Genomic DNA, 21,883 nt, shown 5'->3' with positions numbered 1-21,883 from the left:
ACCCATGAACAGGCGTGACATCCTGCGGCGCAGCGCCGCCGCCGGCCTCCTGGCCACCCCCGCCGCCGGCCTGCTGTCCGGCTGCGCCACCAGCGGTGGCGGTGACAAGAACGATGCCGAGACCTACCAGGGCACCAAGAGCGCGCAGAACCCGCTCGGCGTGAAGGAGGACGCCCCACTCGAGGTGGTGATCTTCGGCGGCGGGTTCGGTGAGGAGTACGCCAAGGCCCACGAGGCCATGTACACCGAGAAGTACCCGAAGGCGAAGATCAAGCACTCCTCCACCCAGGAGATCAGCAAGACCCTCCAGCCGCGCTTCGTCGACGGCACCCCGCCGGACGTGGTCAACAACTCCGGCTCCAGCCAGATCGACTTCAACGGCCTGGTCAGCCAGAACGCCCTCGCCGGCCTCGACGAGCTGCTGGCCGCCCCGAGCCTCGACATCCCCGGCAAGACGGTCAAGGACACCCTGCTGCCCGGCGCGGTCGAGGTCGGCTCCTACGACGGCAAGTTCCTGGTGCTCAACTACACCTACACCGCCTACGGCATCTGGCACTCCGCCAAGCTCTTCGCCGACCGCGGCTGGTCGTACGCGAAGACCTGGGACGAGCACATCGCGCTCTGCAAGCAGATCAAGGCCGCCGGCATCGCCCCCTGGACGTACGCCGGCCTGCACCCGCGCTACATGAGCTGGCCGCTGATCTCCACGGCGATCAAGTTCGGCGGCCCGTCGGTGGCGACCGCCATCGACAACCTGGAGCCGAACGCCTGGAAGTCCGACTCGATGCGCGCCGCCGCCGACGCCTGGCACCAGATCGTCAAGGACAAGTACATCCTGGACGGCTCGCCCGGCCTGGACCACAAGCAGTCGCAGACCGCCTGGTGTCAGGGCAAGGCCGCCTTCATCTCCTGCGGCTCCTGGCTGGAGAGCGAGCAGAAGGACGTCACCCCGGCCGGGTTCAACATGACCATCGCGCCGACGCCGAGCCTGGGCGGCGGCGACAAACTGCCGTTCGAGGCGATCCGGGGCACCGCCGGGGAACCGTTCATGGTGCCCGCCAAGGCCCGCAACGTCGCCGGTGGCCTGGAGTACTTCCGGACCATGCTCTCCAAGAAGGGCGCCCAGGACTTCACGAAGAAGGTCGCCAGCCTCACAGTGGTCGCCGGCGCCACCGAGGGCGTCGAGCTGCCGTACGGGCTGAGCACAGTGGTCAAGGCCCTCGACGCGTCCGGCGCCAACGGCTTCAACTGGGTCTACAACAGCTTCTACCGCAAGTTGGAGCGCAACCTCGTCGACGCCGCGTGCGGCGAGTTCTTCAGCGGCCGGATCGGCCCCACCGAGTTCCTCGAACAGTGCCAGAAGGGCGCCGACTCGATCGCCCAGGACAGCTCGATCAAGAAGTACAAGCGAGCGGCCTGACCGCCCGGCCGGTGGGGGAGAGGTCCGCCCCCACCGGCCGTACCCCAACGGAGAGGTCCCTCTCGTGAAACATGGCAAGTGGCCGCTGATCGTCACGTTCCTGGTGCCACCGGTGCTGCTGTACGTGTTCTTCGTCGTCTCGCCGTACCTCCAGGCGTTCCAGATCTCCACCACCGACTGGCTCGGCTACTCCGCCGACGCCAACCCGGTCGGCCTGGCCAACTTCAAGACCCTCTGGCACGACGACTACGTGTGGAACGCGCTGAAGAACAACGCGATCCTGCTCGGACTGGTGCCGGTGCTCACCATCGTGCTCGGGCTCTTCTTCGCCACCATGCTCGCCATGGGCGGGCGCAAGGGCAGTGCCGGCGTCACCGGCGTACGCGGCGGCGCGCTCTACCGCACTGTCTACTTCTTCCCACAGGTGCTCTCCGTGGTGATCATCGCGCTGCTGTGGAAGGAGGTGTACCACCCCAACCAGGGGCTGCTCACCAGCGCTCTGCACGGCCTCGGTCTGCCCGCGCCGACCTGGCTGGGCGACCCGGCGACCGCCTTCTGGTGCGTGCTGGCGGTGATGGTCTGGAGCAACGTCGGCTTCTACGTGGTGCTGTTCGGCGCGGCGATGTCGGCCGTACCGAAGGAGATCTACGAGGCAGTCCTGCTCGACGGCGCGTCCCGGTTCACCACCCTGCGCCGGGTCACCCTGCCGCTGCTCTGGGACACCGTCCAGGTCGCCTGGGTCTACCTGGCCATCTTCGCCCTGGACGGGTTCATCCTCGTGCAGCTGATGACCAACGGCGGGCCGAACTTCTCCACCGACGTGATCGGCGTACGCATGTACGACACCGCTTTCGGCAGCGAGACCAAGTTCGGCTACGCCTCGGCGATCGGCGTGGTGATGTTCTTCCTGACCCTCTCGGTGGCGGTGCTGTCGCTGCGGGTCGGCCGGCGCGAACGGATCGAGTACACGTGACCACTCTGGATCAGCCCACCGCGACCGCCCCGACCCCGGTCACCAGCGGGGACCGCCCGCTCCGCCGGGAACTCGGCGTGGCCAACGCCCTCTCGCACGGCTTCCTGCTGCTCTGGGGCCTGCTCACCGTACTGCCGCTGTTGTGGATGTTCATCAGCTCGTTCAAGACCAACGCTGAGATCCTCGCCGACCCGTGGGGGCTGCCCGGCGCGCTGCACCTGGACAACTGGGCGCGGGCCTGGACCGGCGCGCACATCGGCAGGTACTTCATCAACAGCCTGGTGGTGGTGGCCGGCTCGGTCAGCCTCACCATGCTGATGGGCGCCACCGCCGCGTACGTCTTCGCCCGCTACGAGTTCCGCGGCCGCCAGGTCGTCTACTACCTGTTCGTCGGCGGCCTGATGTTCCCGGTGTTCCTCGCCCTGGTGCCGCTGTTCTTCGTGGTCCGCAACGCCGGTCTGTTCAACACCTGGCTCGGGCTGATCCTCGTGTACGCGGCCTACTCGCTGCCGTTCACCGTGTTCTTCCTGACCGCGTTCTTCCGGACCCTGCCGACCTCGGTGGCGGAGGCCGCGCTGGTCGACGGCTGCGGTCACTTCCGGCTCTTCTTCCGGGTGATGCTGCCGATGGCCCGTCCGGGACTGATCAGTGTGGCGATCTTCAACTTCCTCAGCCACTGGAACCAGTTCCTGCTACCGCAGGTGCTGTTGCAGGGCGACGAGTCCAAGTGGATGCTGGCGCAGGGGCTGTTCGCGCTGTCGGTCAGCCAGGGGTACGCCGGCGACTACGCTCGGCTCTTCGCCGGGCTGAGTATCGCTGTGCTCCCGGTGCTCGCTGTCTACGCGGCCTTCCAGCGGCAGGTGCAGTCCGGCCTCACCGCGGGTCAGCTCAAGTAGGACACACCCACCTCTGACCGATCCCGATCGCCACTCCGGCGTGAGGGTGGCGGGTGCAGGGTGGTGGCTCAGGGGGTTGGGAAGAGGTGGGCGTGCAGGGCGGCCGGGTCGGTCACCTCGGGTAGGCCACGGGCGGCGAGCCAGGCTGCGGCGGCGGCCCCGTCTCCGGCGGTGCGCAGTGGCGCGTCCGGCCAGTGTCGCGCGATCTCGGCCCGGACGGCGGCGGCGAGCGGGGTGTCCGCGGTGAGCAGCCCGCCGCCGAGGACGATCGGTGTCACCGCTCCGGCGGGGCGGATGCGGCTCACGCTCTCGGTGAGGTGCCCGGCGGCTTCGGTGATCAGCGCGGTGGCGACCGGGTCGCCGTGGGTGGCGGCGTCGACGACCAGCGGCGCGAGCCGGGCCAGTTCGATGGGGGGTCGCCGGGTCACCGTCTGGATGGTGGCGTCGACGGTGTCCCGGGGGTGGGCGGCGATGTCGGCGCTGCCGAGAATTTCGGTGAGCACGGTCGTGGTCAGCGCGCCAAGCTCGCGGCCGGCGTCGAGGTCGGCGAGCAGCCGGCGCACGGCTTCCCGACCGAGCCAGAAGCCCGAGCCGGCGTCGCCGAGCAGCCAGCCGTGGCCGTCGGCGATCCGGTCGAGCCGCAGCTCGTGGACCTGGGCGGTGATCGCGCCGGTGCCGGCGATGAGGATGGTTCCGTCGGTGGCGGCGGTGCCGGAGGCGTACGCGACCAGGGCGTCGCCGTGCACCTCGTACGGGCAGCGCAGGCCGGCGTCGTGCCAGGCCTGGTCGAAGGCGGCCCGCCCGGCCGGGTCGGCGAGCAGCCGGCCGGCTCCGGCGAGCCCGATGGTGCCGGCGGCCGCCCGCGTCGGGTCGACGTCGGCGAGCGCCTCTCGGAGCGCGGTCAGCAGTTCGGCGGCGGCGCGCTCGGCGCCGTGACTGGTGGGGTTGCCGCCGCCGGCGCGGCCGGTGCCGACGCGTTGCCCGGTGAGGGTGAGGACGGTCGCCCGGGTGGACGTACCGCCGATATCGAGACCCACCACGACGTTGTCGGACATCGGCACGGGTCTCCTTGCGCGGAACGGCGATCTGGCTTGTTCATGCTGGTCGGCGGGGTCGCGTGGGGCAAGTTGTGGCGGGCGTGGAGGGCTGTGCAGCAGGTAACAGTTTGAAAACTTCGCCCACAGTCTTGACACAGAGGGTCGTTCAGTAAGAACTTTTACCACTAACAGTTAACAGTCTTTTCGGAAAGCTGAGGCGTCTCATGGTTGATCACGAGGTGGACACCGCCGCGGGGACCGCGGTGGTCGACGCCGACGTGATCGAGCGCCGGACCTCGGCCTCCGACGGGGTGTTGGCCCGGGTTCGCAACGGGCTCGGCGAGTTGACCGGCGCCCTGCGTCGGGTCGCCGAGCACGTGCTCAGCGACCCGGAGGCCGCCGCCCGCTCGACCATCGTCGAGCTGGCCGAGCGCAGTGGGACCTCACCGGCGACCATCACCCGCTTCTGCCGGGCGATGGGCTTCGAGGGGTACGCCGACCTGCGCCTGGGCATCGCCTCCGAGACCGGCCGGGCCCGCTCGGCGGGTTGGACCGTCGACATCGGCCGGGAGATCCAGCCGAGCGACCCGCTCGCCCGGGTGCTCGACCAGATCATGGCCGCCGACACCCGGGCCATGCACGACACCGCCACCCTGCTCGACCTCGCCGAGGTGGAGCGGGCCGCGGTGGCGATCGCCGGCGCCAGCAGGGTGAACATCTTCGGTGCCAGCGGTAGCGCCCTGGTCGGTGAGGAGATGCAGTTCAGCCTGCACCGCATCGGTGTGGCGGCGTGGGCGTGGAACGACGTGCACGAGGGGCTGGCCAGCGCCGCGTTGCTGCGATCGGGGGACGTGGCGCTCGGCATCTCGCACACCGGTCAGACCCGGGAGACGATCGAGATGCTCGCCGAGGCGGGCAGCCGGGGCGCCACCACGCTCGCGCTCACCGGCTTCCCCCGCTCGCCGCTGGCCGAGCTGGCCGACATCGTGCTGCTCACGGCCAGCCAGGCAACCACCTTCCGGCCGGACGCGCTCTCCGCCCGACACCCCCAACTGGTGGTGCTCGACCTGCTCTACATCGCCGTCGCCCAACGCACGCACGACCGGGCGCACGCGGCCTTCCGGCGGACAGCGCAGGCCGTCGACGGGCACAAGGCAGCGAAGGGAACCCTTTCATGATCAGCGCCCAGGGGTACGCGGACGCCGTCCGCCCGGTGCTCGACCGGCTGCTCGACTCGGAGGCCGACGGGATCACCCGGGCCGCCGACCTGATCGCCGACAGCCTGCGCGACGGCGGCGTGCTCCAGGCGTTCGGCGCCGGGCACTCCGAGGCGTTCGCCGCCGAGTTGGTCGCCCGGGCCGGCGGGTTGGTTCCCACCAACCGGCTCTCGGTACGGGACCTGGTGATGCACGGTGACGCCCCGCGTGACGTGCTCGCCGACCCCAAGCTGGAACGTGATCCCTCCATCGCCCACCAGATCTACGCGCTCGCGGCGCCCCAGCCGCGCGACGTGTTCGTGGTGGCGTCCCAATCCGGCATCAACGGCTCGGTGGTCGAGCTGGCGGCGCTGGTCACCGAGCGCGGTCACCCGTTGATCGCGGTCACCTCGGTCGAGCACACCGCGCGGGTCGCCCCACGGCACCCGTCCGGGCACCGGCTCGCCGACCTCGCCGACGTCGTGCTGGACAACGGCGCGCCGTACGGCGATGCACTGCTGCCGCTCGAGGGCGGCGGCGCGGTCTGTGCGGTCTCCTCGGTCACCACGGCGCTGCTGGCGCAGTTGCTGACCGCGGAGGTGGTACGACGGTTCCACCAGGCCGGAGAGGTACCCCCTATCTACCTCTCCGCCAACGTCCCCGGCGGGGACGAGCACAACCTCGCCCTCGAGTCGCGGTACGCCGGACGTCTCCGGCGTACCGCATGACCCGAATTCCACAAGGAGAGACGACGATGTCGATTACCCCCGAACACCCGGCCGCACTCGACCGTCGCACGGTGCTGCGTCGCGCCGCCGCCGTGGGCATGCTCGCCACTCCGGCCATCGGCCTGCTCGGCGCCTGCGCCACCAGCGGCAGCGACGGTGACAACGAGCAGGTTGCCGGCGGCACCAAGAGCGAGAAGAACCCGCTGGGCGTCAAGGAGGACGCCGGGATCGAGGTGGTCATCTTCAACGGTGGCTACGGCGAGAAGTACGCCACCGACGTGCACGAGCCGCTGTACAAGAAGGCGTTCCCCAAGGCCGAGGTCAAGCACCAGGCCACCCAGGCCGTCTCCACAGTGCTCCAGCCGCGGTTCGCCTCCGGTAACCCGCCGGAGTTCGTGAACAACTCGGGCGAGAAGCTGATGGACTTCGGCGCGCTCGTGGCCGACGGTCAGCTCCAGGACCTCACCGAGCTGTGGGACGCGCCGTCGGTCGACGACCCGTCCAAGAAGGTCCGCGACACAGTGGTGCCGGGCACCATCGAGGCCGGTTCGTTCAACGGCAAGCCGTTCGTCCTGTACTACGTCTCCACCGTCTTCGGCATCTGGTACTCGGGCAAGCTGTTCAAGGACAACGGCTGGGCGCCGGCGAAGAACTGGGACGAGTTCATCGCCCTGCTCACGAACATCAAGGCCAAGGGCATCACCCCGTACGGCTACGCCGGGGCGAACGCTGCCTACTACCAGTGGAACGTGATCCTCACCCACGCCGCCAAGATCGGCGGCACGGACGTGCTGAAGAACATCGACAACCTGGAGGACGGTGCCTGGAAGCAGGACGCCGTCAAGCAGGCCGCCGCGGCGTGGGCCGAGGTCGGCGCGAAGTTCAGCGACAAGAGCTTCGAGGGGCTCAAGCACACCGACGTGCAGCTGCGGCAGAACCAGTACAAGGTGGCCATGTACCCCAGCGGTGACTGGCTGGAGGGCGAGCAGAAGAAGGACACGCCGGCCGGCTTCGACTACCAGCTCATGCCGGTGCCGAGCCTGTCCGCCTCGGACAAGCTGCCGGCCACCGCGCTGCGCGCCACCGCCGGTGAGGGCTACTTTGTCTCGGCGAAGAGCAAGAACCCCAAGGGCGGGCTGGAGTACATGCGTCAGATGCTCTCGACGGCGGGCGCGAAGGGCTTCACCGAGGTGGTCAAGGCCCCGACCGTGGTCACCGCCGGCTCGGAGGGCTTCGCCTTCCCGCCCGGTGTGGCCAGCTCGCAGGCTGCGCTCAAGGCGGCCGGTCAGGACGTGTTCAACCTGTACTTCGACGGTTGGTACAAGGAGCTCGACACGGAGGCGCGTACCGCCACCAACGAGCTGATGTTCGGCCGGATCAACGCGGACGCCTTCGTGGAGCGGATCCAGAAGCGCGCCGACGCCATCAAGAAGGACAGCTCCGTCACCAAGTTCAAGCGCTGATCGATCGGAGCTAGGGTCATGCGGCACGGCAAGTATCCATTCGTGATCGGGTTCCTGTTCGCCCCGGTCGCGCTGTACGTGACATTCGTGATCTGGCCGTACGCGCAGGCGTTCCAGATCTCGATGACCAACTGGCGGGGGCTGTCGGCCCCGCAGTGGGTGGGCTTCGACAACTACCGGAGGTTGCTCGACGACGGGGCCTTCTGGAAAGCGGTCCAGCACCACGGCGTACTGCTGCTTGCCCTGCCGCTGATCACCATTGCCATCGCCCTGTTCTTCGCCTTCCTGCTCAACGTGGGCGGCAAGAGCAGCGGTGGTCAACGCCAGGGGGTCTGGGGGGCGAAGTTCTACCGGGTGGTGTTCTTCTTCCCCCAGGTCCTGGCGGTGGCCATCATCGCCGTGTTGTTCCAGATGGTGTACCGGCCGAACGAGTCCGGCCTGATCAACGGCGTGTTGATGAAGCTCGGCATCGAGCCGATCCTCTTCCTGGTCAAGCCGAACCTGGCCCTCTGGTCGATCATCGCGGTGCTGGTCTGGCAGGCGGTCGGCTTCTACGTGGTGCTCTTCTCGGCGGGGATGGCCTCCATCCCCGGTGAGATCTACGAGGCCGCCGAGATGGACGGGGCGACGAAGGTGACCCTGTTCTTCCGGGTCACGCTGCCGCTGCTGTGGGACACCCTCCAGGTGGCCTGGGTGTACCTCGGGATCGCGGCGTTCGACGCGTTCGCCATCGTGGCGGTGCTCTCGGTGGACGGTGGCGGCCCGGACGGCGCCACCACGGTTCTCGCCATGGAGATCTACCGCAACGCGTTCGTCTACTCGAAGTACGGCTACGCCTCGGCGATGGGCGTGGCGCTGTTCTTCCTCACCCTCACGTTCGCGGCGCTGACGCTGCGGCTCACCAAGCGGGAAAGCGTGGAGTACTGATGAATCCGCAGTCGACGCTGCCGCCGACGCCGGCGGCGCTGCCGCCGAAGACCGGTGACCCGTCCGCCCCCGGCGGGTCGGGGCACGAGGGCCCCCGCTCGGAGGTAAAGCTGTTCGCCGGCCTGGGGCACGTCGCGCTCGCCGTGTGGGCGGTGATCGTGATCGTGCCGATCCTCTGGACCTTCCTCGCCGCGTTCAAGAACACCAGCGAGATCTTCAGCAGCCCCTGGACGCTGCCGGCCGAGCTGCGCTGGGAGAACTTCGGGCGGGCCTGGACCAAGGCGCACGTCGGGCGGTACTTCCTCAACAGCGTGATCGTCGTGTCGTGCAGCACGTTCCTCACCATGCTGCTCGGCTCGATGGCCGCGTACGTGCTGGCCCGCTACAAGTTCTGGGGCAACCGGGCGGTCTACTTCCTCTTCGTCTCGGGGTTGGCCTTCCCCGTCTTCCTGGCACTGGTGCCGCTCTTCTTCGTGGTGAAGAACCTCGGTCTGCTGGACACCCACACCGGCGTGGTGCTGGTCTACACCGCGTACTCGTTGCCGTTCACCGTGTTCTTCCTGGCCGCGTTCTTCAAGACGCTGCCGTCGTCGGTGGCCGAGGCGGGGATGATCGACGGCTGCGGGCACAGCCGGCTGTTCTTCCAGGTGATGATGCCGATGGCGAAGCCGGGCCTGATCAGCGTCGCGATCTTCAACATCATCGGTCAGTGGGCGCAGTACCAACTCCCGTTGGTGCTGCTCTCCAACGCCAAGGACAAATGGGTGCTCACCCAGGGCATCGCCGACATCTCCGTCAACGCCGGCTACGAGGCGGACTGGTCCGGGCTGTTCGCCGCGCTGACCATCGCCATCCTCCCGATGATCCTCGTGTACGCGGTGTTCCAGCGTCAGATCCAGGCCGGTCTCACCTCCGGCGCGGTGAAGTAGGACGCCTCACCGCTCGTCGACGCGGGTGTGCCAGGAGCGCCACAGCGCTGCGTACGCCCCGCCGGCCGCGACCAGCTCGTCGTGGCTGCCGATCTCGGTGATCCGACCGTCGGCGAGCACGGCGACCCGGTCGGCGTCGTGGGCGGTGTTGAGCCGGTGCGCGATCGCGATGACGGTCCGCCCGACCAGCACGGCGGCCAGCGCGCGTTCGGTCCGGCGGGCGGTGGACGGATCGAGCGCGGCGGTCGCCTCGTCCAGGATCAGCGTGTGCGGGTCGGCGAGCACCAACCGGGCCAGCGCGACCTGTTGGGCCTCGGCCGCACCGAGTTGACGGGCCCCGTCGCCGAGCTGGGTGTCCAGGTCGTCGGGTAGCTCGGCAAACCAATCGGCGCCCACTGTGAGCAGCGCGGCGCGCATCTGTTCGTCGGAGGCGTCGGGCGCGGCGAAGGAGAGGTTGTCGCGTACCGAGCCGATGAAGACGTGGTGCTCCTGGGTGACCAGGGCGATACGTCGGCGTCGCTCGGCCGGGTCGAGGTCGGTGACCGGGCAGCCGCCGATGCTGACGACGCCGTGGCGCGGCGCGTCGATCCCGGCCAGTAGCCGGGCCAGGGTGGACTTGCCGGCGCCGGACGGGCCGACGACGGCCAGCCGCTCACCGGGCTGCACCTCCAGGTCGATGCCGTGCAGCACGTCCGGCCCGTCGGAGTAGGAGAAGCGGGCGCCACTGACGACGAGCCGCTCGCCCCGTGACGAGGCGGTAGTGCCGGGTGCTTCCGGCGGGACCATGCCGACGCCGAGCAGCCGCGCGTACGACGCGAAGCCGCGTTGCGCCTGCTCGGTCCACTGCAACAGCCGGTCCAACGGGTCGATCGCCTGTTGGAGGTAGAGCGCGGCGGCGACCACAGCGCCGAGCGACACCATGTCCCGGGAGAGCAGGTAGCCCCCGACGAGCAGGACCATGGCGACCGGCAGCGGATAGCTGGCCTCGACGACCGAGAAGAACACGGTACGCAGCGCGAGGGTCGCCCGACGGGCCCGCCAGACCGCTGTGACGCGGGTGGTGCCGTGCCGGATCCGGTCGTCGGCCAGCCGCAGCGCCTCCACGGTGCGCGCGCCCTCGGCGGTGGTGGTCAGCGTCTCGGTCAGCTCGGCCGCCGCCGCGCCCTCGGTGAGGTACGCGGAGCTGGCCCGGCGCAGGTACCAGCGGGTCACCGCCACTATCGACGGGAGCCCGGCCAGCGCGGCCAACCCGAGCAGCGGGTGCAGCAGGAAGACGGCCCCGAACAGCAACGTCAACTGCACCCCGGCGATGACGATGGTGGGCACCACGTCCCGGACGGTGGTGCCGACCGTCGACACGTCGACCGAGCTGCGGGTGGCCAGGTCCCCGGAGCCGGCACGCTCGACGACCGAGACGGGCAGCCCGAGAGTCCGGGACACGAACTCCTCGCGCAGCTCGGCGACGGCCCGTTCGCCGAATCGGTGGCCGGCGTACTGGGCGTACCGGGAGAGCAGGGCGCTGACCAGGACGCAGCCGGCGATGGCCAGTGCCAGTCGGTCGACCGTGGCCACGCCCGCGCCCGCGGTGACCCGGTCGACGATGGTGCCCAGCAGCCACGGCGGGGCGAGCCCGGCGACCGCGGCGGCGCTGTGCAGCGCCAGCACGACCCCGACGGCGCGCCGGTGCCGGCTGATCATGTCCCGCAGGGCCCGGCGTACGGTGCCGCGGTCGGCGACCGGCAGCCGGCTCACCGGTACGCCTCCTCGCTGCCGCGGGCCACCAGGTGCCGGTAGGCCGGGTCGTCGTCGAGCAGGTCGGCGTGGCTGCCGGTGGCGGTGATCCGGCCGGCGCTCAGAAGCGTGACCAGGTCGGCCCGGCCGAGCAGCAGCGGCGACGTGGCGATCACCACTGTGGTCCGCCCGGCCCGCGCGGCCCGCAGCCGCTCGGCGATCCGTGCCTCGGTGTGCGCGTCCACCGCCGACGTCGGGTCGACGAGGATCAGCACCTCCGGTTCGCTGCTCAGCGCCCGGGCCAGGCGCAGCCGTTGGCGTTGACCGCCGGAGAGCGTGCGGGCTCGGGCGTCGATCGGGGTGTCCAGCCCGGAGGGCAGGGCGTCGACGACGTCCTGCGCCGAGGCGGTCCGCAGGGCGGCGTCGATCCGTTCGTCGTCGTCGGCGCCGGCGCGCAGGATGTCGCGCAGCGTGCCGGCGAAGAGGTAGGAGTCGTGGTCGGCGACGAGGATCCGCGCGCGGACCTCGTCCAGGGCGACCTCGCGCAGCGGCACGTCGCCCCAGGTGACGTCGCTGGCGACGTACCGGCCGAGCCGGTCGGCCAACGCCACGGCCGCCGCCGGGTCGTCTGCCGCCACCGCGGTCAGCTGGCCGGCGCGCACGGTCAGGCCGGTCACCGGGTCGTGCAGGTCGGCCGGGCCGTCCGGCGCGGCCAGCTCGTCCGGCCGGCGTGCCTCGGGTACGGCGCCCGGCCACCGGCGGCCCGGGCCACCGACGTCGTCCGGTGTCACGTTGAGCAGGTCGGTGATCCGTCGGGCGGCGACCCGACCGCGGATGAGCTGGTAACTGCCCTCCAGCAGAAACCAGACCGGCACGATCAGGGTCGCCACGTAGCCGTAGACGGCCACCAACTCGCCGATCGTGACGTCACCGGTCACCGCCATCCGGGCCGTCAGCCACACCACCGCCGCCAGGAACAACCCGGGGATGGCGACCGTCGCCGCGTCGATCCAGCTGTTGACAGCGCCGACCCGGTAGCCCTCGGCGCGTAGCTCCTGGGACCGGGCCGCGTACCGCCGGGCGAACAGGTCCCGGCCGCCCACCCCGGCGAGCACCCGCAGCCCGGCCACGATGTCACCGGAGCGGGCGGTGAGCGCGCCCTGTTGCCGGCGGTAGACCGACTCGACCTGCTCCAGGCGGCGCAGCAGCGGCCCCACGATCAGACCGACGACCGGCACCCCCACCAGCACGCAGAACGCGAGCATCGGGGAGATCGACCAGAGCACCACGGCGATCACGCCGTACGCGACAACCGCGCCGACGCCCGGCCCGGTCAGCGTCAGCACCTGCGCCGTCCAGTCGATGTCGGAGCCGCCGATGGTGGACACCTCGCCCGCCCCGACCCGGCGGGGCAGCACCGCGCCGATGCGGGACAGATGGCGCAGCAGAACCTCCGCCGAGCGAGCCTTGGCGTCCTCCCGGAGGAAGGTCATCGTGCGGTGCCGCATGATGCCCAGGTAGGACAGGCCCACGCCGGCGACGACGATCGCCGCGACCCAGAGCGCCAGGGCCTGGGTGTCGCGTCCGCGCAGCCCGTCGTCGACGGCGCGGGCGATCAGGTATGGCCGCACCGAGAGCCCGATCATCCAGGCCGTGCCGATCAGGCTGCCGCGCAGCACCCGCCAGGGTTGGCAGCGGACCAGCCACCAGAGGTAGCGCATCGGACCGCGGGCGTCGGGGGTGCCAGGATCGGGATGCGGGATCTGCGGAGGCACCCGATCACGCTACCGACCGGCCCCGACACCCCACCGACCCGATCATGGTGAGGTGCGCCTCCGTTTCTGTCGGACGGGAGAGGCAGAATCACGTTCGTGCTGGTGGCGGTGGTGTCCGACGAGCGGGGTGGGGGAGTGCTGTGCCCGCTGGACGCCACCGGCCGGCCGACCGGGCCGCCCGAGGTCGTCACCGATCTGGTCGCCGCGGTCGCCGCCCGCGAGGCCGCCGAGCACCCGCGCTGGGTCTGGTCGACGGCCACGGCGGTCTACCCGACGCTGCTGCGCGCCGGCGTCCGGGTCGATCGGTGTCACGACGTGGAGTTGACCGAGGCGTTGCTGCTCGGGCACGTGGGCCGCTGGGGTGAGCCCCGCTCGCTGGCCGCCGCCTGGGCCCGGCTGACCGGTGCGGCGGTGCCGCCCGACCCGCCGCCGCGCGCCGCCGCACCGCCCGGGCACGGGCAGGGCGCGCTCTTCGACACAGTGCCCGGTCCGCCGGGCCCGGGCATCGAGGCACTGACCCAGGTGTACGCCGACCAGCTCACCCGCGTCGCCGCGACCGAGCACCCCGGCCGCTTCCGGTTGCTGGTGGCCGCGGAGTCGGCCGGCGCGCTGATCGCGGCGGAGATGGGCGTCGCCGGGCTGCCCTGGCGTGCCGACGTGCACAACGAGATCCTGCACGAGCTGCTGGGCGAGGCGTCCCCGGTCGGTGGTCCGCCACGCCGACTCGCCGAGCTGGCCGCCCGGATCGCCGACGCGCTCGGCGTACGCGGCCTGCACACCGACTCTCCGGCGGAGCTGCTGAAGGCGTTCGCCCGGGTCGGGGTGGAGCTGCCCAACACCCGGGCCTGGGTGCTGCGCGGGGTGGACCATCCGGCGGTGCCGCTGGTGCTGGAATACAAGGAGCTCTACCGGATCTGGACGGCGCACGGCTGGTCCTGGCTCGATCAGTGGGCGCGGGGCGGCCGGTTCCAACCGGAGTACGTGCCGGCCGGCGTCGTCTCCGGCCGATGGGCCACCCGGGGTGGTGGCGCGTTGCAGATCCCCAAGGTGATCCGGCGGGCGGTGGTGGCCGATCCGGGCTGGCGGTTGGTGGTCGCCGACGCCGGCCAGTTGGAGCCTCGGGTGCTGGCCGCGGTCTCCGGCGACGCGCGGTTGGCGGCGGCGGGCGGTGCCGGTGACCTCTACGCGGCCCTGGCCCGGGATTCGTTCGGCGGTGACCGGGCCAAGGCCAAGGTGGCCCTGCTCGGCGCGATGTACGGGCAGACCGGCGGGGCCGCGGTGCCCGCGTTGGCGGTGCTGAAGCGCAGCTACCCGACGGCGTTCGGGTACGTCGAGGCGGCGGCGCGGACCGGTGAGAACGGTGGGCTGGTGCGGTCGTGGTTGGGGCGGACCTGTCCGCCCGGCTCGGCCGGGTTCGGTGATCTCGACGACGAGCCCTCCGACCCGGAGGGGGCGGGTGACCCGCACAGTCCGAGGGCGCGTGCCGCCCGGTCCCGGGGGCGCTTCACCCGCAACTTCGTCATCCAGGCCACTGCTGCGGAGTGGGCCTCCACGTTGCTGGCCACGCTGCGGACGGAGCTGTCCGGCACGGACGCCGAGCTGGTCTTCTTCCAGCACGACGAGGTGGTCGTGCACGCGCCCGCCGATCAGGCGGACGCAGTCGCCGAGGCCGTCAATCGGTCGGGCGAGCGCGCATCCGCGTTGCTCTTCGGTGCGACGCCGGTCCGGTTCCCACTGGACCTGTCCATCGTCGACTGCTACGCCGACGCGGCCTGACCTGCGGGCCAACTCAAGCGGGAGACACCCCGGGGCGGTGCCCCGGTTAGTCTCATGCGGTCGTGCCGCCGTCGGAATGGGAGGGTGCCCCATGGTCGTCGGAGTCATCCGTCATCTGGCCGGGATGGTCGCCGCCTGCCTGGCCCTCGTCGCCGAGGCGGTCCTGGGCTACCTCGGTCTGCTCGCGTACGCGTTGGCCACCGGCTCGGGTGTGGGTGGCCCGCTGGCCGGGCCGATGCTCGTCTTGATCGCCGCGGTGCTCGGCGTGGTCTTGATTCCCCTGCTCTTCCTGCCGGCTGTGGCGGTCGGGGAGGCCGTCGGCCGGCATCGGGGGACCGGCCGGGTGGTGGTGCTGGCCGCGCTCGTCGCGGTCGTCCTGGCCGCCGGGTACGCCGTGGCCGGGGCGATTGCCAGCGGGGTGTCCGCCGGCTACGTGCCTCTGGTCGCGGGAATCGCCGTGCTGCTGATCGTTGCTCCGGTGGTCCTGTACGCGCTCACCGCACGCGGCCTCGGCTGGGTGGCGCGATGGGTGCCCCAGCGTTGGGGCGGCACCGCGGTCGCAATGTCCGGGGAGTCGGGTTGATGGCTGACTCTTCTCGATGATCATCCGGTAGGCGTGTCGGCGGATGCCGGTCGTGTAACGGTTGTGCTATTTCTCCTTTTCGCCCCGCCACCCCCGGCTGGCCCTCCTCGTTGCAGTGTCCGTAGGAGGGGACGGAACTGTCACGGTCCGTCCCGTGCTGGAGGGGGCGCAGCTGAACCGGATCGCAGGAATGATCATCGCCGCAGGCGGGGGACGACGGATCGGTGGTCCCGAGGCGCTGCTGCACCAGGGCGACAAGCCCCTGGTGAATCAGATGATCGACACGATGACCGAGGCGGGCTGCGAGCAGATCGTGGTCGTCCTGGGCGCTGCCGCCGAGCAGGTCCGGGAGACCGCCGACCTGGGCAAGGCCACCGTTGTGATCAACAAGGCGTGGGGCACCGGAGTTGGCTCGTCCATCCGGGCCGGCCTGGCCGCCATGGACGACGAGGGGATCGAGGCGGTGGTGGTGGTCCCGGTCGACATGCCGGGCCTGACCGCCACGGCGGTCAGCCGGGTGGCCGCGCTGCCGTACCCGGACGTGCTGGTCTGCGCCACCTACGACGGGTTGCGCGGCTATCCGATGCTGTTCGGTCGCCGGCACTGGCCCGGTATCGCCACCCTGGCCAGCGCCGACGTGGGCGCCCGGCCGTACCTGTTGGCGCACAAGGACCAGATCGTCGACATCGCCTGCGACTCGGTTGCCGACGGCAGCCGGATCGACACCCCGGAGCTGATGGAGCTCTACGGGCTCACGGTCCCGCCACAGCGCGTCGGCGTCTAGCGCCGCTCCGCGCGATCTTGCAGTTTCTGTCGCCGATACGTGTGGCATGCCCTGAATGTCGGGGCAGTAAGTGCAAGATCGCGGGAGGGTGGATGTGCGCCGGGCAGCCCCGTTACCGAGGCCGCCCGGCGGTGCGCCTACTTCGCGGCCTGGTCCAGCTGCCCGGTGGCGGCGAGGCGCTGGTACCAGTGGGCGCTGTCCTTCCAGGTGCGTACCTGGGTGTCGTAGTCGACCCGGATGATGCCGAAGCGACGGTCGTAGCCGTAGCCCCACTCGAAGTTGTCCAGCAACGACCAGACGAAGTAGCCGCGCACGTCCGCGCCCTGCGCGAGGGCGTCGGCCATCGCGCCGATGTGCCGACGCAGGTAGTCGATCCGCCGGTCGTCGTGGATCCGGCCGTCGGCCGACACCACATCGTCGAACGCCGCGCCATTCTCGGTGATCATCATGGGCTGGCTGGGGTATTCACGCTGGAGGCGCAGCAGCAGCTCGGTCAGCGCCGGCGGGTCGATGTTCCAACCCATCGCCGTGTACGGGCCGGGCTGCGGCAGGAAGTCGACGTTCTCCGCGGCGACCCACGGCGTCGACGTCGACGCACCGTGCCCGTCGGCGTCGGAGCGGGCCGACACCCCGTCCCAGGCCCGGACCAGGGTGCTGGAGTAGTAGTTGACCCCGAGCACGTCCAGCGGCACCGCTATCAGCTTCTCGTCGCCCTCCCGGACGAACGACCAGTCGGTGACGGAGGCGGTGTCGGCCAGCAGGTCGGCCGGGTACTCCCCGTCCAGCATCGGGCCGAGGAACGCCCGGTTCGCCAACGCGTCGATCCGCCGGACCGCGTCCTGGTCGGCGGCCGAGTCGGACGCGCCCCGGATGACGTGCAGGTTCAGCGTCACCGACAGCTCGGCGGACGGGGCAAGCTCCCGGACCACCCGACCGGCCAGGCCGTGCGCGAGGTTGAGGTGGTGCACCGCGGCCAGCGCCGCCGCCGGCTCGGTCCGACCCGGCGCGTGCACGCCGGAGGCGTAGCCCAGGTACGCGGAGCACCACGGCTCGTTGAGCGTCGTCCAGGTGTGCACCCGGTCACCCAGCGCGCCGACGATGCCCGCCGCGTACTCCTGGAAGCGCAACGCGGTCTCCCGCGCCGCCCACCCGCCAGCGTCCTCCAACTCCTGCGGCAGGTCCCAGTGGTACATGGTGGCCACCGGGCGGACGCCCCGCTCCAGCAGCCCGTCCACCAGCCGCGAGTAGAAGTCGATGCCGGCCTGGTTGAACCGGCCGGAGCCGCCCGGCTGCACCCGGGGCCAGGAGATGGAGAACCGGTACGCGCCGAGCCCCAGGTCGGCGATGTGGCCGAGGTCGTCGGCCCACCGGTGGTAGTGGTCGGCGGCCACGTCACCGGTGTCGCCGTTGAGGGTCCGACCCGGTGTGTGGCTGTAGGTGTCCCAGATGGACGGTCCGCGCCCGTCCTCGGTCGCCGCGCCCTCGATCTGGTACGCGGCGGTCGCCGAGCCCCAGACGAAGCTCTCCGGGAAGTGGTGTTGCGTCATCGTTCCGTCCCCTGGATCTCGCAGATGTAGCCCGTCGAGGTGCCGGCCACCAGTTCGGCGCTGGCCGTCCCACCCTCGTAGCGCACGTCGAACTCGGCGCCCGGACCGTTGCCGGGTGACGGTACCCGTACCCGGGTCCGCTGCCCCTCGGTCGGTGCGTACACCCGCAGCCGCACATCGTCGGCCCACTCGTAGTCCGGTCGGTCGGTGCGCGAGCCGAACGGGATGACCGCGCCCGGTCGGGCCAGCACCGGCAGGCTGTCGACGTCGTGCTTCTCGGTCAGCCAGGCCGGGCCGGTGACCTGCGCGCCGGTGACCAGGTGCGTCCAGGTGCCCGCGGGGACGTAGTACGTGACGTCGCCGTCGGCGCTGAGCACCGGGGCGACCAGCACGTCCGGGCCGAGCATGTACTGCCGGTCCAGGTGCGCCGTCGCCGGGTCGTCCGGGAACTCCAGGAACATCGGCCGCATCACCGGCGTCCCGTCGCGGTGTGCCTCCTGGGCGGCGGCCGCCAGGTACGGCATCAGGCCGAGCTTGAGGTGGGTGAAGTGCCGCAGCACGTCCACGGCCTCCTCGTCGTACGCCCACGGCACCCGGTACGAGCCGGACCCGTGCAGCCGGGAGTGCGAGGAGAGCAGCCCGAAGGCGACCCACCGCTTGAACACCGCCGGGTCGGGAGTGCCCTCGAAGCCGCCGATGTCGTGGCTCCAGTAGCCGAAGCCGGACGCCGCCAGGGACAATCCGCCGCGCAGCGACTCGGCCATCGCGACGAACGTCGACTCGCAGTCGCCGCCCCAGTGCACCGGGAACTGCTGCCCGCCGACGGTGGCCGAGCGGGCGAACAGCACCGCCTCGCCCTCGCCGCGCTCGGTCTCCAGCAGCTCGAAGACCGCCTTGTTGTAGAGGTACGAGTAGTAGTTGTGCATCCGCTGCGGGTCCGAGCCGTCGTGCCACACCACGTCGGTGGGGATGCGCTCGCCGAAGTCGGTCTTGAAGCAGTCGACGCCCATGTCCAGCAGGGCCTTGAGCTTGCCGGTGAACCAGCGGACCGCGTCCGGGTTGGTGAAGTCGACGAGCGCCATGCCGGCCTGCCACTTGTCCCACTGCCAGACCGAACCGTCCGGGTTGCGCACCAGGTAACCGGCCTCGCGGCCCTCCTCGAAGAGATACGAGCGCTGCGCGATGTACGGGTTGATCCAGACGCACACCTTCAGGTCGCGTTCGTGCAGCCGGCGCAGCATCCCGTCCGGGTCGGGGAAGGTCGCCGGGTCCCAGACGAAGTCGACCCAGTGGAACTGACGCATCCAGAAACAGTCGAAGTGGAACACCGACAGCGGCAGCCCGCGCTCGGCCATCCCGTCGACGAACTCGGTCACCGTCTTCTCGTCGTACGAGGTGGTGAACGAGGTGGACAACCAGAGGCCGTACGACCAGGCGGGGACCCGGGCCGGACGGCCGGTGAGGGCGGTGTACCGGCGCAGCACGTCCTTCGGTTGGGGCCCGTCGATGACGTAGTAGGTGAGCGACTGGCCCTCGACGCTGAACTGGGTCTGGGCGACGACCTCGGAGCCGACCTCGAACGACACGTGCTCCGGGTGGTCCACGAAGACCCCGTAGCCGGCGCTGCTCAGGTAGAACGGCACGTTCTTGTACGCCTGCTCGCTGGCGGTGCCCCCGTCGGCGTTCCAGATGTCGACGGTCTGCCCGTTCTTCACGAACGGGCCGAAGCGCTCGCCCAACCCGTACACCGTCTCACCGACGCCGAGGGCGAGCCGTTCGTGTACGTGCCGGCGGCCCTCGGCGTCGGTGACGACGCCGATGCTGCGTGCGGTGGACGCGGTGACCAGCCGGTCGCCGTGCAGGAAGTCGACCCGCCACCCGTCGATGAGCGCGACCCGCGCGGTCAGCTCGCCGGTGGTCAGCGTCGCGCTGAGCCCGGTGACGTCGACGGTGACCGGGTGCGTCTCGTCGGTGCTCAGCCCGAAGTGCGGCTCGCGGGGCAGCCCTCCGGTGTGGTGGGCGATGGTCACCCCGATGACGCCGGGGGCGGGGGAGAAGAAGCGGACCGTGACCAGGGGGCGGTTGAGGGTGTCGCCGCGGCCGGTGATCTGACCGGTCGGTGCGAAGACGGTGAAGCCGCGCTCGTCCGGCTCGATCGACTCCACGGTGCCGGGCCGCAGGACGCTGACGCCGGGGCGCAGCTGCCAGTACCCGTCGGTGAACTTCACTTCTCGGCTCCTGCCGTGATGCCGCGCGCCAGAGTGCGCTGGAAGATGAGGAAGAAGAGGATGGCCGGCACGAGGCTGATCAGCGCGCCGGCGTTTGTGGTCGGAGCGTCCATCAGCCGGTCGCCCTGCAACGACGCGAGCGCGACCGGAATGGTCTGCGTCTGGTTGTCGATCAGCATGACCAGTGGGATGAGGAACTCGTTCCACGTCCAGATGAAGAAGAAGATGAGCAGCACCGCGAGGGTGGGCCGCAGGTTGGGGAAGACCACCCGCCACAGCACCGTCCACTTGCCGGCGCCGTCCAGCGCGGCTGCCTCCAGCAGCGAGCGCGGGAAGGTGCCCATCACCGAGGCGAGCAGGTACGTGCCGAACGCGCTCTGGATCACGGTGAAGATGATGATCACGGAGAGCTGGGTGTTGTAGAGGCCGACCTGCTTCGCCACGTAGTACAGCGGGTAGATCAGCGCCTCCTGCGGCAGCATGTTGGCCAGCAGGAAGAGACCGACGATCCACAGCCGGCCCCGGACCCGGCCGATGCCCAGCGCGTACGCGTTGAGCAGCGACACGGCGACGCCGAGCACTGCCACCGAGCCGGCGATGACGGCCGAGTTCCCGAACTTCAGCGGGAAGTTCACAGTGGTCCAGTACGTGCGCAGACCCTTTGTGTAGAACTCCGTCGGCCAGCTCAGCGGGCCGCCCGAGGAGTAGTCGCCGGGCGACTTGAACGCGTTGAGCAGCATGAACGCGAACGGCACCAGCATGACGAGCGCGCCGAGGGTGAGCAGGGCGAGCACCACCCAGCGGCTGACGCCGCGGTGGTGTCGATCGCGTACGGGCCGGGCCGGCGGCACCGGCGCGGCGCTCGGTGTGAGCGTGACGGCCATGTCAGAACCCCCGGTCCCGGCGCTCGCTGCGGGCCTGCATCCAGATGAAGATCCCGGCCACCACCACGATGATCAGTGTCAGCACCATGGAGATCGCGGAGCCGTAGCCGACCTGCAGCTTCTTGAAGAACGTGTAGTAGGCGAAGTACGACGGCACGTTCGTGGCATTGTCCGGACCACCCCGGGTCAGGGCGAAGATCGGCCCGAACACCTTCAACGCGGCGATCGTGCAGGTCAGGGCCACCACGAAGGTCTCCGGGCGGATCTGCGGAAGGGTGATCGCCCGGAACCGGTGCAGCCAGTTCGCGCCGTCGACCTCGGCCGCCTCGTACAGCTCGGGGTCGACCCGCTGCAACGCCGCCATGAAGACGACCACCGGGTAGCCGATCTGCACCCAGATCATCACTGCCATCACGGCCGGCAGGGCGGTGCCCGGGTCGCCGAGCCAGTCATGGCGTAACGCGCCGAGACCGACCGCGTCGAGGAGGCTGTTGAACGCGCCGTCGGGGCGCAGGATCCAGCCCCAGACGATGCCGGCCACCACGACGGGCAGCACCTGCGGGAGGTAGAACGCGGCCCGCAGCGCGGCGGCGGTGCGGGGCTTGAACCGGCGGCCGATGACGTCGAAGAGCACCGCGGCGAGCAGCAGCCCGAGCACTGTGGGCACCACCACCATCGCGACGAGCATCCAGACGGTGTTGCGGAACGACGCCCAGAACACGTCGTCCTGCAGCAACTGCTGGTAGTTGTCCAGGCCGACCCACCGGGGGTCGCCGATGCCGGACCACTTGGTCAGCGACAGGTAGAGGGTGCCGACCAGCGGCGCGCCGATGACGAGGAGAAAGAGCACCGCTCCGGGGAGCAGGTAGAGCCAGTACGCCGCGTTGCGGCCGCGGCGTCTGCGGCTGGGCGCGGGCGGGGTGGGGGTCGCGGCCGGCGGTGTGGCGGCGACCGTCTCGGAGACAGCCATGGAAGATCCTTCCCGGCGGGGCGGGCGGGCGCGCCG

18 protein-coding genes are annotated in these 21,883 nt (G+C 70.6%); 11 read left to right on the top strand and 7 right to left on the bottom strand.

The window, feature by feature from the left end; translation table 11 throughout:
- The first annotated feature begins 4 nt into the window (after window positions 1–4).
- From ngcE (KBX08_RS08105) to KBX08_RS08095, 3 genes are all read left to right on the top strand, one after another.
- A complete protein-coding gene (gene ngcE, locus KBX08_RS08105; RefSeq protein ID WP_210781988.1) occupies window positions 5–1,420 on the top strand; it encodes an N-acetylglucosamine/diacetylchitobiose ABC transporter substrate-binding protein in 1,416 nt (471 codons plus the stop codon).
- Between the two features lie 64 nt (window positions 1,421–1,484).
- Complete coding sequence (locus KBX08_RS08100; RefSeq protein WP_210781986.1) at window positions 1,485–2,393, top strand: carbohydrate ABC transporter permease; 909 nt, start codon at window positions 1,485–1,487, stop codon at window positions 2,391–2,393.
- On the top strand, window positions 2,390–3,289 hold the full coding sequence (locus tag KBX08_RS08095; RefSeq protein ID WP_307850479.1) for a carbohydrate ABC transporter permease: 900 nt from the start codon (window positions 2,390–2,392) through the stop codon (window positions 3,287–3,289). The genes KBX08_RS08100 and KBX08_RS08095 overlap by 4 nt, the downstream gene beginning before the upstream one ends.
- A 68-nt stretch (window positions 3,290–3,357) precedes the next feature.
- Here the strand turns inward: KBX08_RS08095 and KBX08_RS08090 are convergent, their stop codons facing one another.
- The gene (locus tag KBX08_RS08090; RefSeq protein WP_210781984.1) at window positions 3,358–4,344 is read right to left on the bottom strand and encodes an N-acetylglucosamine kinase; all 987 of its coding nucleotides are present in this window, start codon (window positions 4,342–4,344) and stop codon (window positions 3,358–3,360) included.
- Between the two features lie 206 nt (window positions 4,345–4,550).
- Here KBX08_RS08090 and KBX08_RS08085 point away from each other — a divergent pair, with 206 nt between their 5' ends.
- The 5 genes from KBX08_RS08085 to KBX08_RS08065 are packed head-to-tail and all read left to right on the top strand — an operon-like array spanning window position 4,551 to window position 9,569.
- Window positions 4,551–5,504 carry a MurR/RpiR family transcriptional regulator gene (locus KBX08_RS08085; RefSeq protein WP_210781982.1) on the top strand — a complete coding sequence of 318 codons (954 nt, stop codon included), beginning with the start codon at window positions 4,551–4,553 and terminating at the stop codon, window positions 5,502–5,504.
- Entirely contained in the window at window positions 5,501–6,250 is a 750-nt protein-coding gene (locus KBX08_RS08080) for a sugar isomerase domain-containing protein (RefSeq protein ID WP_091403970.1), read from the top strand. The genes KBX08_RS08085 and KBX08_RS08080 overlap by 4 nt, the downstream gene beginning before the upstream one ends.
- Before the next feature lie 26 nt (window positions 6,251–6,276).
- Window positions 6,277–7,713: an N-acetylglucosamine/diacetylchitobiose ABC transporter substrate-binding protein gene (ngcE, locus tag KBX08_RS08075; RefSeq protein ID WP_210781980.1), complete on the top strand. Its 1,437-nt coding sequence runs from the start codon at window positions 6,277–6,279 to the stop codon at window positions 7,711–7,713.
- 18 nt (window positions 7,714–7,731) lie between these two features.
- On the top strand, window positions 7,732–8,640 hold the full coding sequence (locus KBX08_RS08070; protein WP_210781979.1) for a carbohydrate ABC transporter permease: 909 nt from the start codon (window positions 7,732–7,734) through the stop codon (window positions 8,638–8,640).
- Complete coding sequence (locus KBX08_RS08065; RefSeq protein ID WP_210781978.1) at window positions 8,640–9,569, top strand: carbohydrate ABC transporter permease; 930 nt, start codon at window positions 8,640–8,642, stop codon at window positions 9,567–9,569. The genes KBX08_RS08070 and KBX08_RS08065 overlap by 1 nt, the downstream gene beginning before the upstream one ends.
- A gap of 6 nt (window positions 9,570–9,575) precedes the next feature.
- Here the strand turns inward: KBX08_RS08065 and KBX08_RS08060 are convergent, their stop codons facing one another.
- On the bottom strand, window positions 9,576–11,267 hold the full coding sequence (locus tag KBX08_RS08060) for an ABC transporter ATP-binding protein (RefSeq protein ID WP_247669065.1): 1,692 nt from the start codon (window positions 11,265–11,267) through the stop codon (window positions 9,576–9,578).
- 50 nt (window positions 11,268–11,317) lie between these two features.
- Window positions 11,318–13,021: an ABC transporter ATP-binding protein gene (locus KBX08_RS08055; RefSeq protein ID WP_238688437.1), complete on the bottom strand. Its 1,704-nt coding sequence runs from the start codon at window positions 13,019–13,021 to the stop codon at window positions 11,318–11,320.
- A gap of 150 nt (window positions 13,022–13,171) precedes the next feature.
- Here KBX08_RS08055 and KBX08_RS08050 point away from each other — a divergent pair, with 150 nt between their 5' ends.
- The 3 genes from KBX08_RS08050 to KBX08_RS08040 all read left to right on the top strand — a co-directional run bounded on the left by KBX08_RS08050 (window position 13,172) and on the right by KBX08_RS08040 (window position 16,218).
- The gene (locus KBX08_RS08050; RefSeq protein ID WP_374101931.1) at window positions 13,172–14,851 is read left to right on the top strand and encodes a bifunctional 3'-5' exonuclease/DNA polymerase; all 1,680 of its coding nucleotides are present in this window, start codon (window positions 13,172–13,174) and stop codon (window positions 14,849–14,851) included.
- A gap of 91 nt (window positions 14,852–14,942) precedes the next feature.
- Window positions 14,943–15,434, top strand: coding sequence for a hypothetical protein (locus KBX08_RS08045; protein WP_210781974.1), 492 nt, complete (start codon window positions 14,943–14,945; stop codon window positions 15,432–15,434).
- 190 nt (window positions 15,435–15,624) lie between these two features.
- On the top strand, window positions 15,625–16,218 hold the full coding sequence (locus tag KBX08_RS08040; RefSeq protein ID WP_210782020.1) for an NTP transferase domain-containing protein: 594 nt from the start codon (window positions 15,625–15,627) through the stop codon (window positions 16,216–16,218).
- Window positions 16,219–16,355: 137 nt separating this feature from the next.
- Here KBX08_RS08040 and KBX08_RS08035 read toward each other — a convergent pair whose 3' ends face one another.
- The 4 genes from KBX08_RS08035 to KBX08_RS08020 are packed head-to-tail and all read right to left on the bottom strand — an operon-like array spanning window position 16,356 to window position 21,847.
- Window positions 16,356–17,765 carry a GH1 family beta-glucosidase gene (locus KBX08_RS08035; protein ID WP_210781972.1) on the bottom strand — a complete coding sequence of 470 codons (1,410 nt, stop codon included), beginning with the start codon at window positions 17,763–17,765 and terminating at the stop codon, window positions 16,356–16,358.
- Window positions 17,762–19,993 carry an alpha-xylosidase gene (gene yicI, locus KBX08_RS08030; protein WP_210781970.1) on the bottom strand — a complete coding sequence of 744 codons (2,232 nt, stop codon included), beginning with the start codon at window positions 19,991–19,993 and terminating at the stop codon, window positions 17,762–17,764. Before yicI ends, KBX08_RS08035 begins: the two co-directional genes overlap by 4 nt.
- Window positions 19,990–20,877, bottom strand: coding sequence for a carbohydrate ABC transporter permease (locus tag KBX08_RS08025; protein WP_210781968.1), 888 nt, complete (start codon window positions 20,875–20,877; stop codon window positions 19,990–19,992). The genes yicI and KBX08_RS08025 overlap by 4 nt, the downstream gene beginning before the upstream one ends.
- A gap of 1 nt (window position 20,878) precedes the next feature.
- On the bottom strand, window positions 20,879–21,847 hold the full coding sequence (locus KBX08_RS08020) for a carbohydrate ABC transporter permease (protein ID WP_112583000.1): 969 nt from the start codon (window positions 21,845–21,847) through the stop codon (window positions 20,879–20,881).
- Window positions 21,848–21,883: the final 36 nt, after the last annotated feature.

Source organism: Micromonospora sp. H61, from assembly GCF_018070325.1.
GTDB classification, from domain to species: Bacteria; Actinomycetota; Actinomycetes; order Mycobacteriales; family Micromonosporaceae; genus Micromonospora; species Micromonospora salmantinae.
Note: the sequence above shows the minus strand (reverse complement) of the source record. Positions and strands in the feature narration are given on the sequence as shown.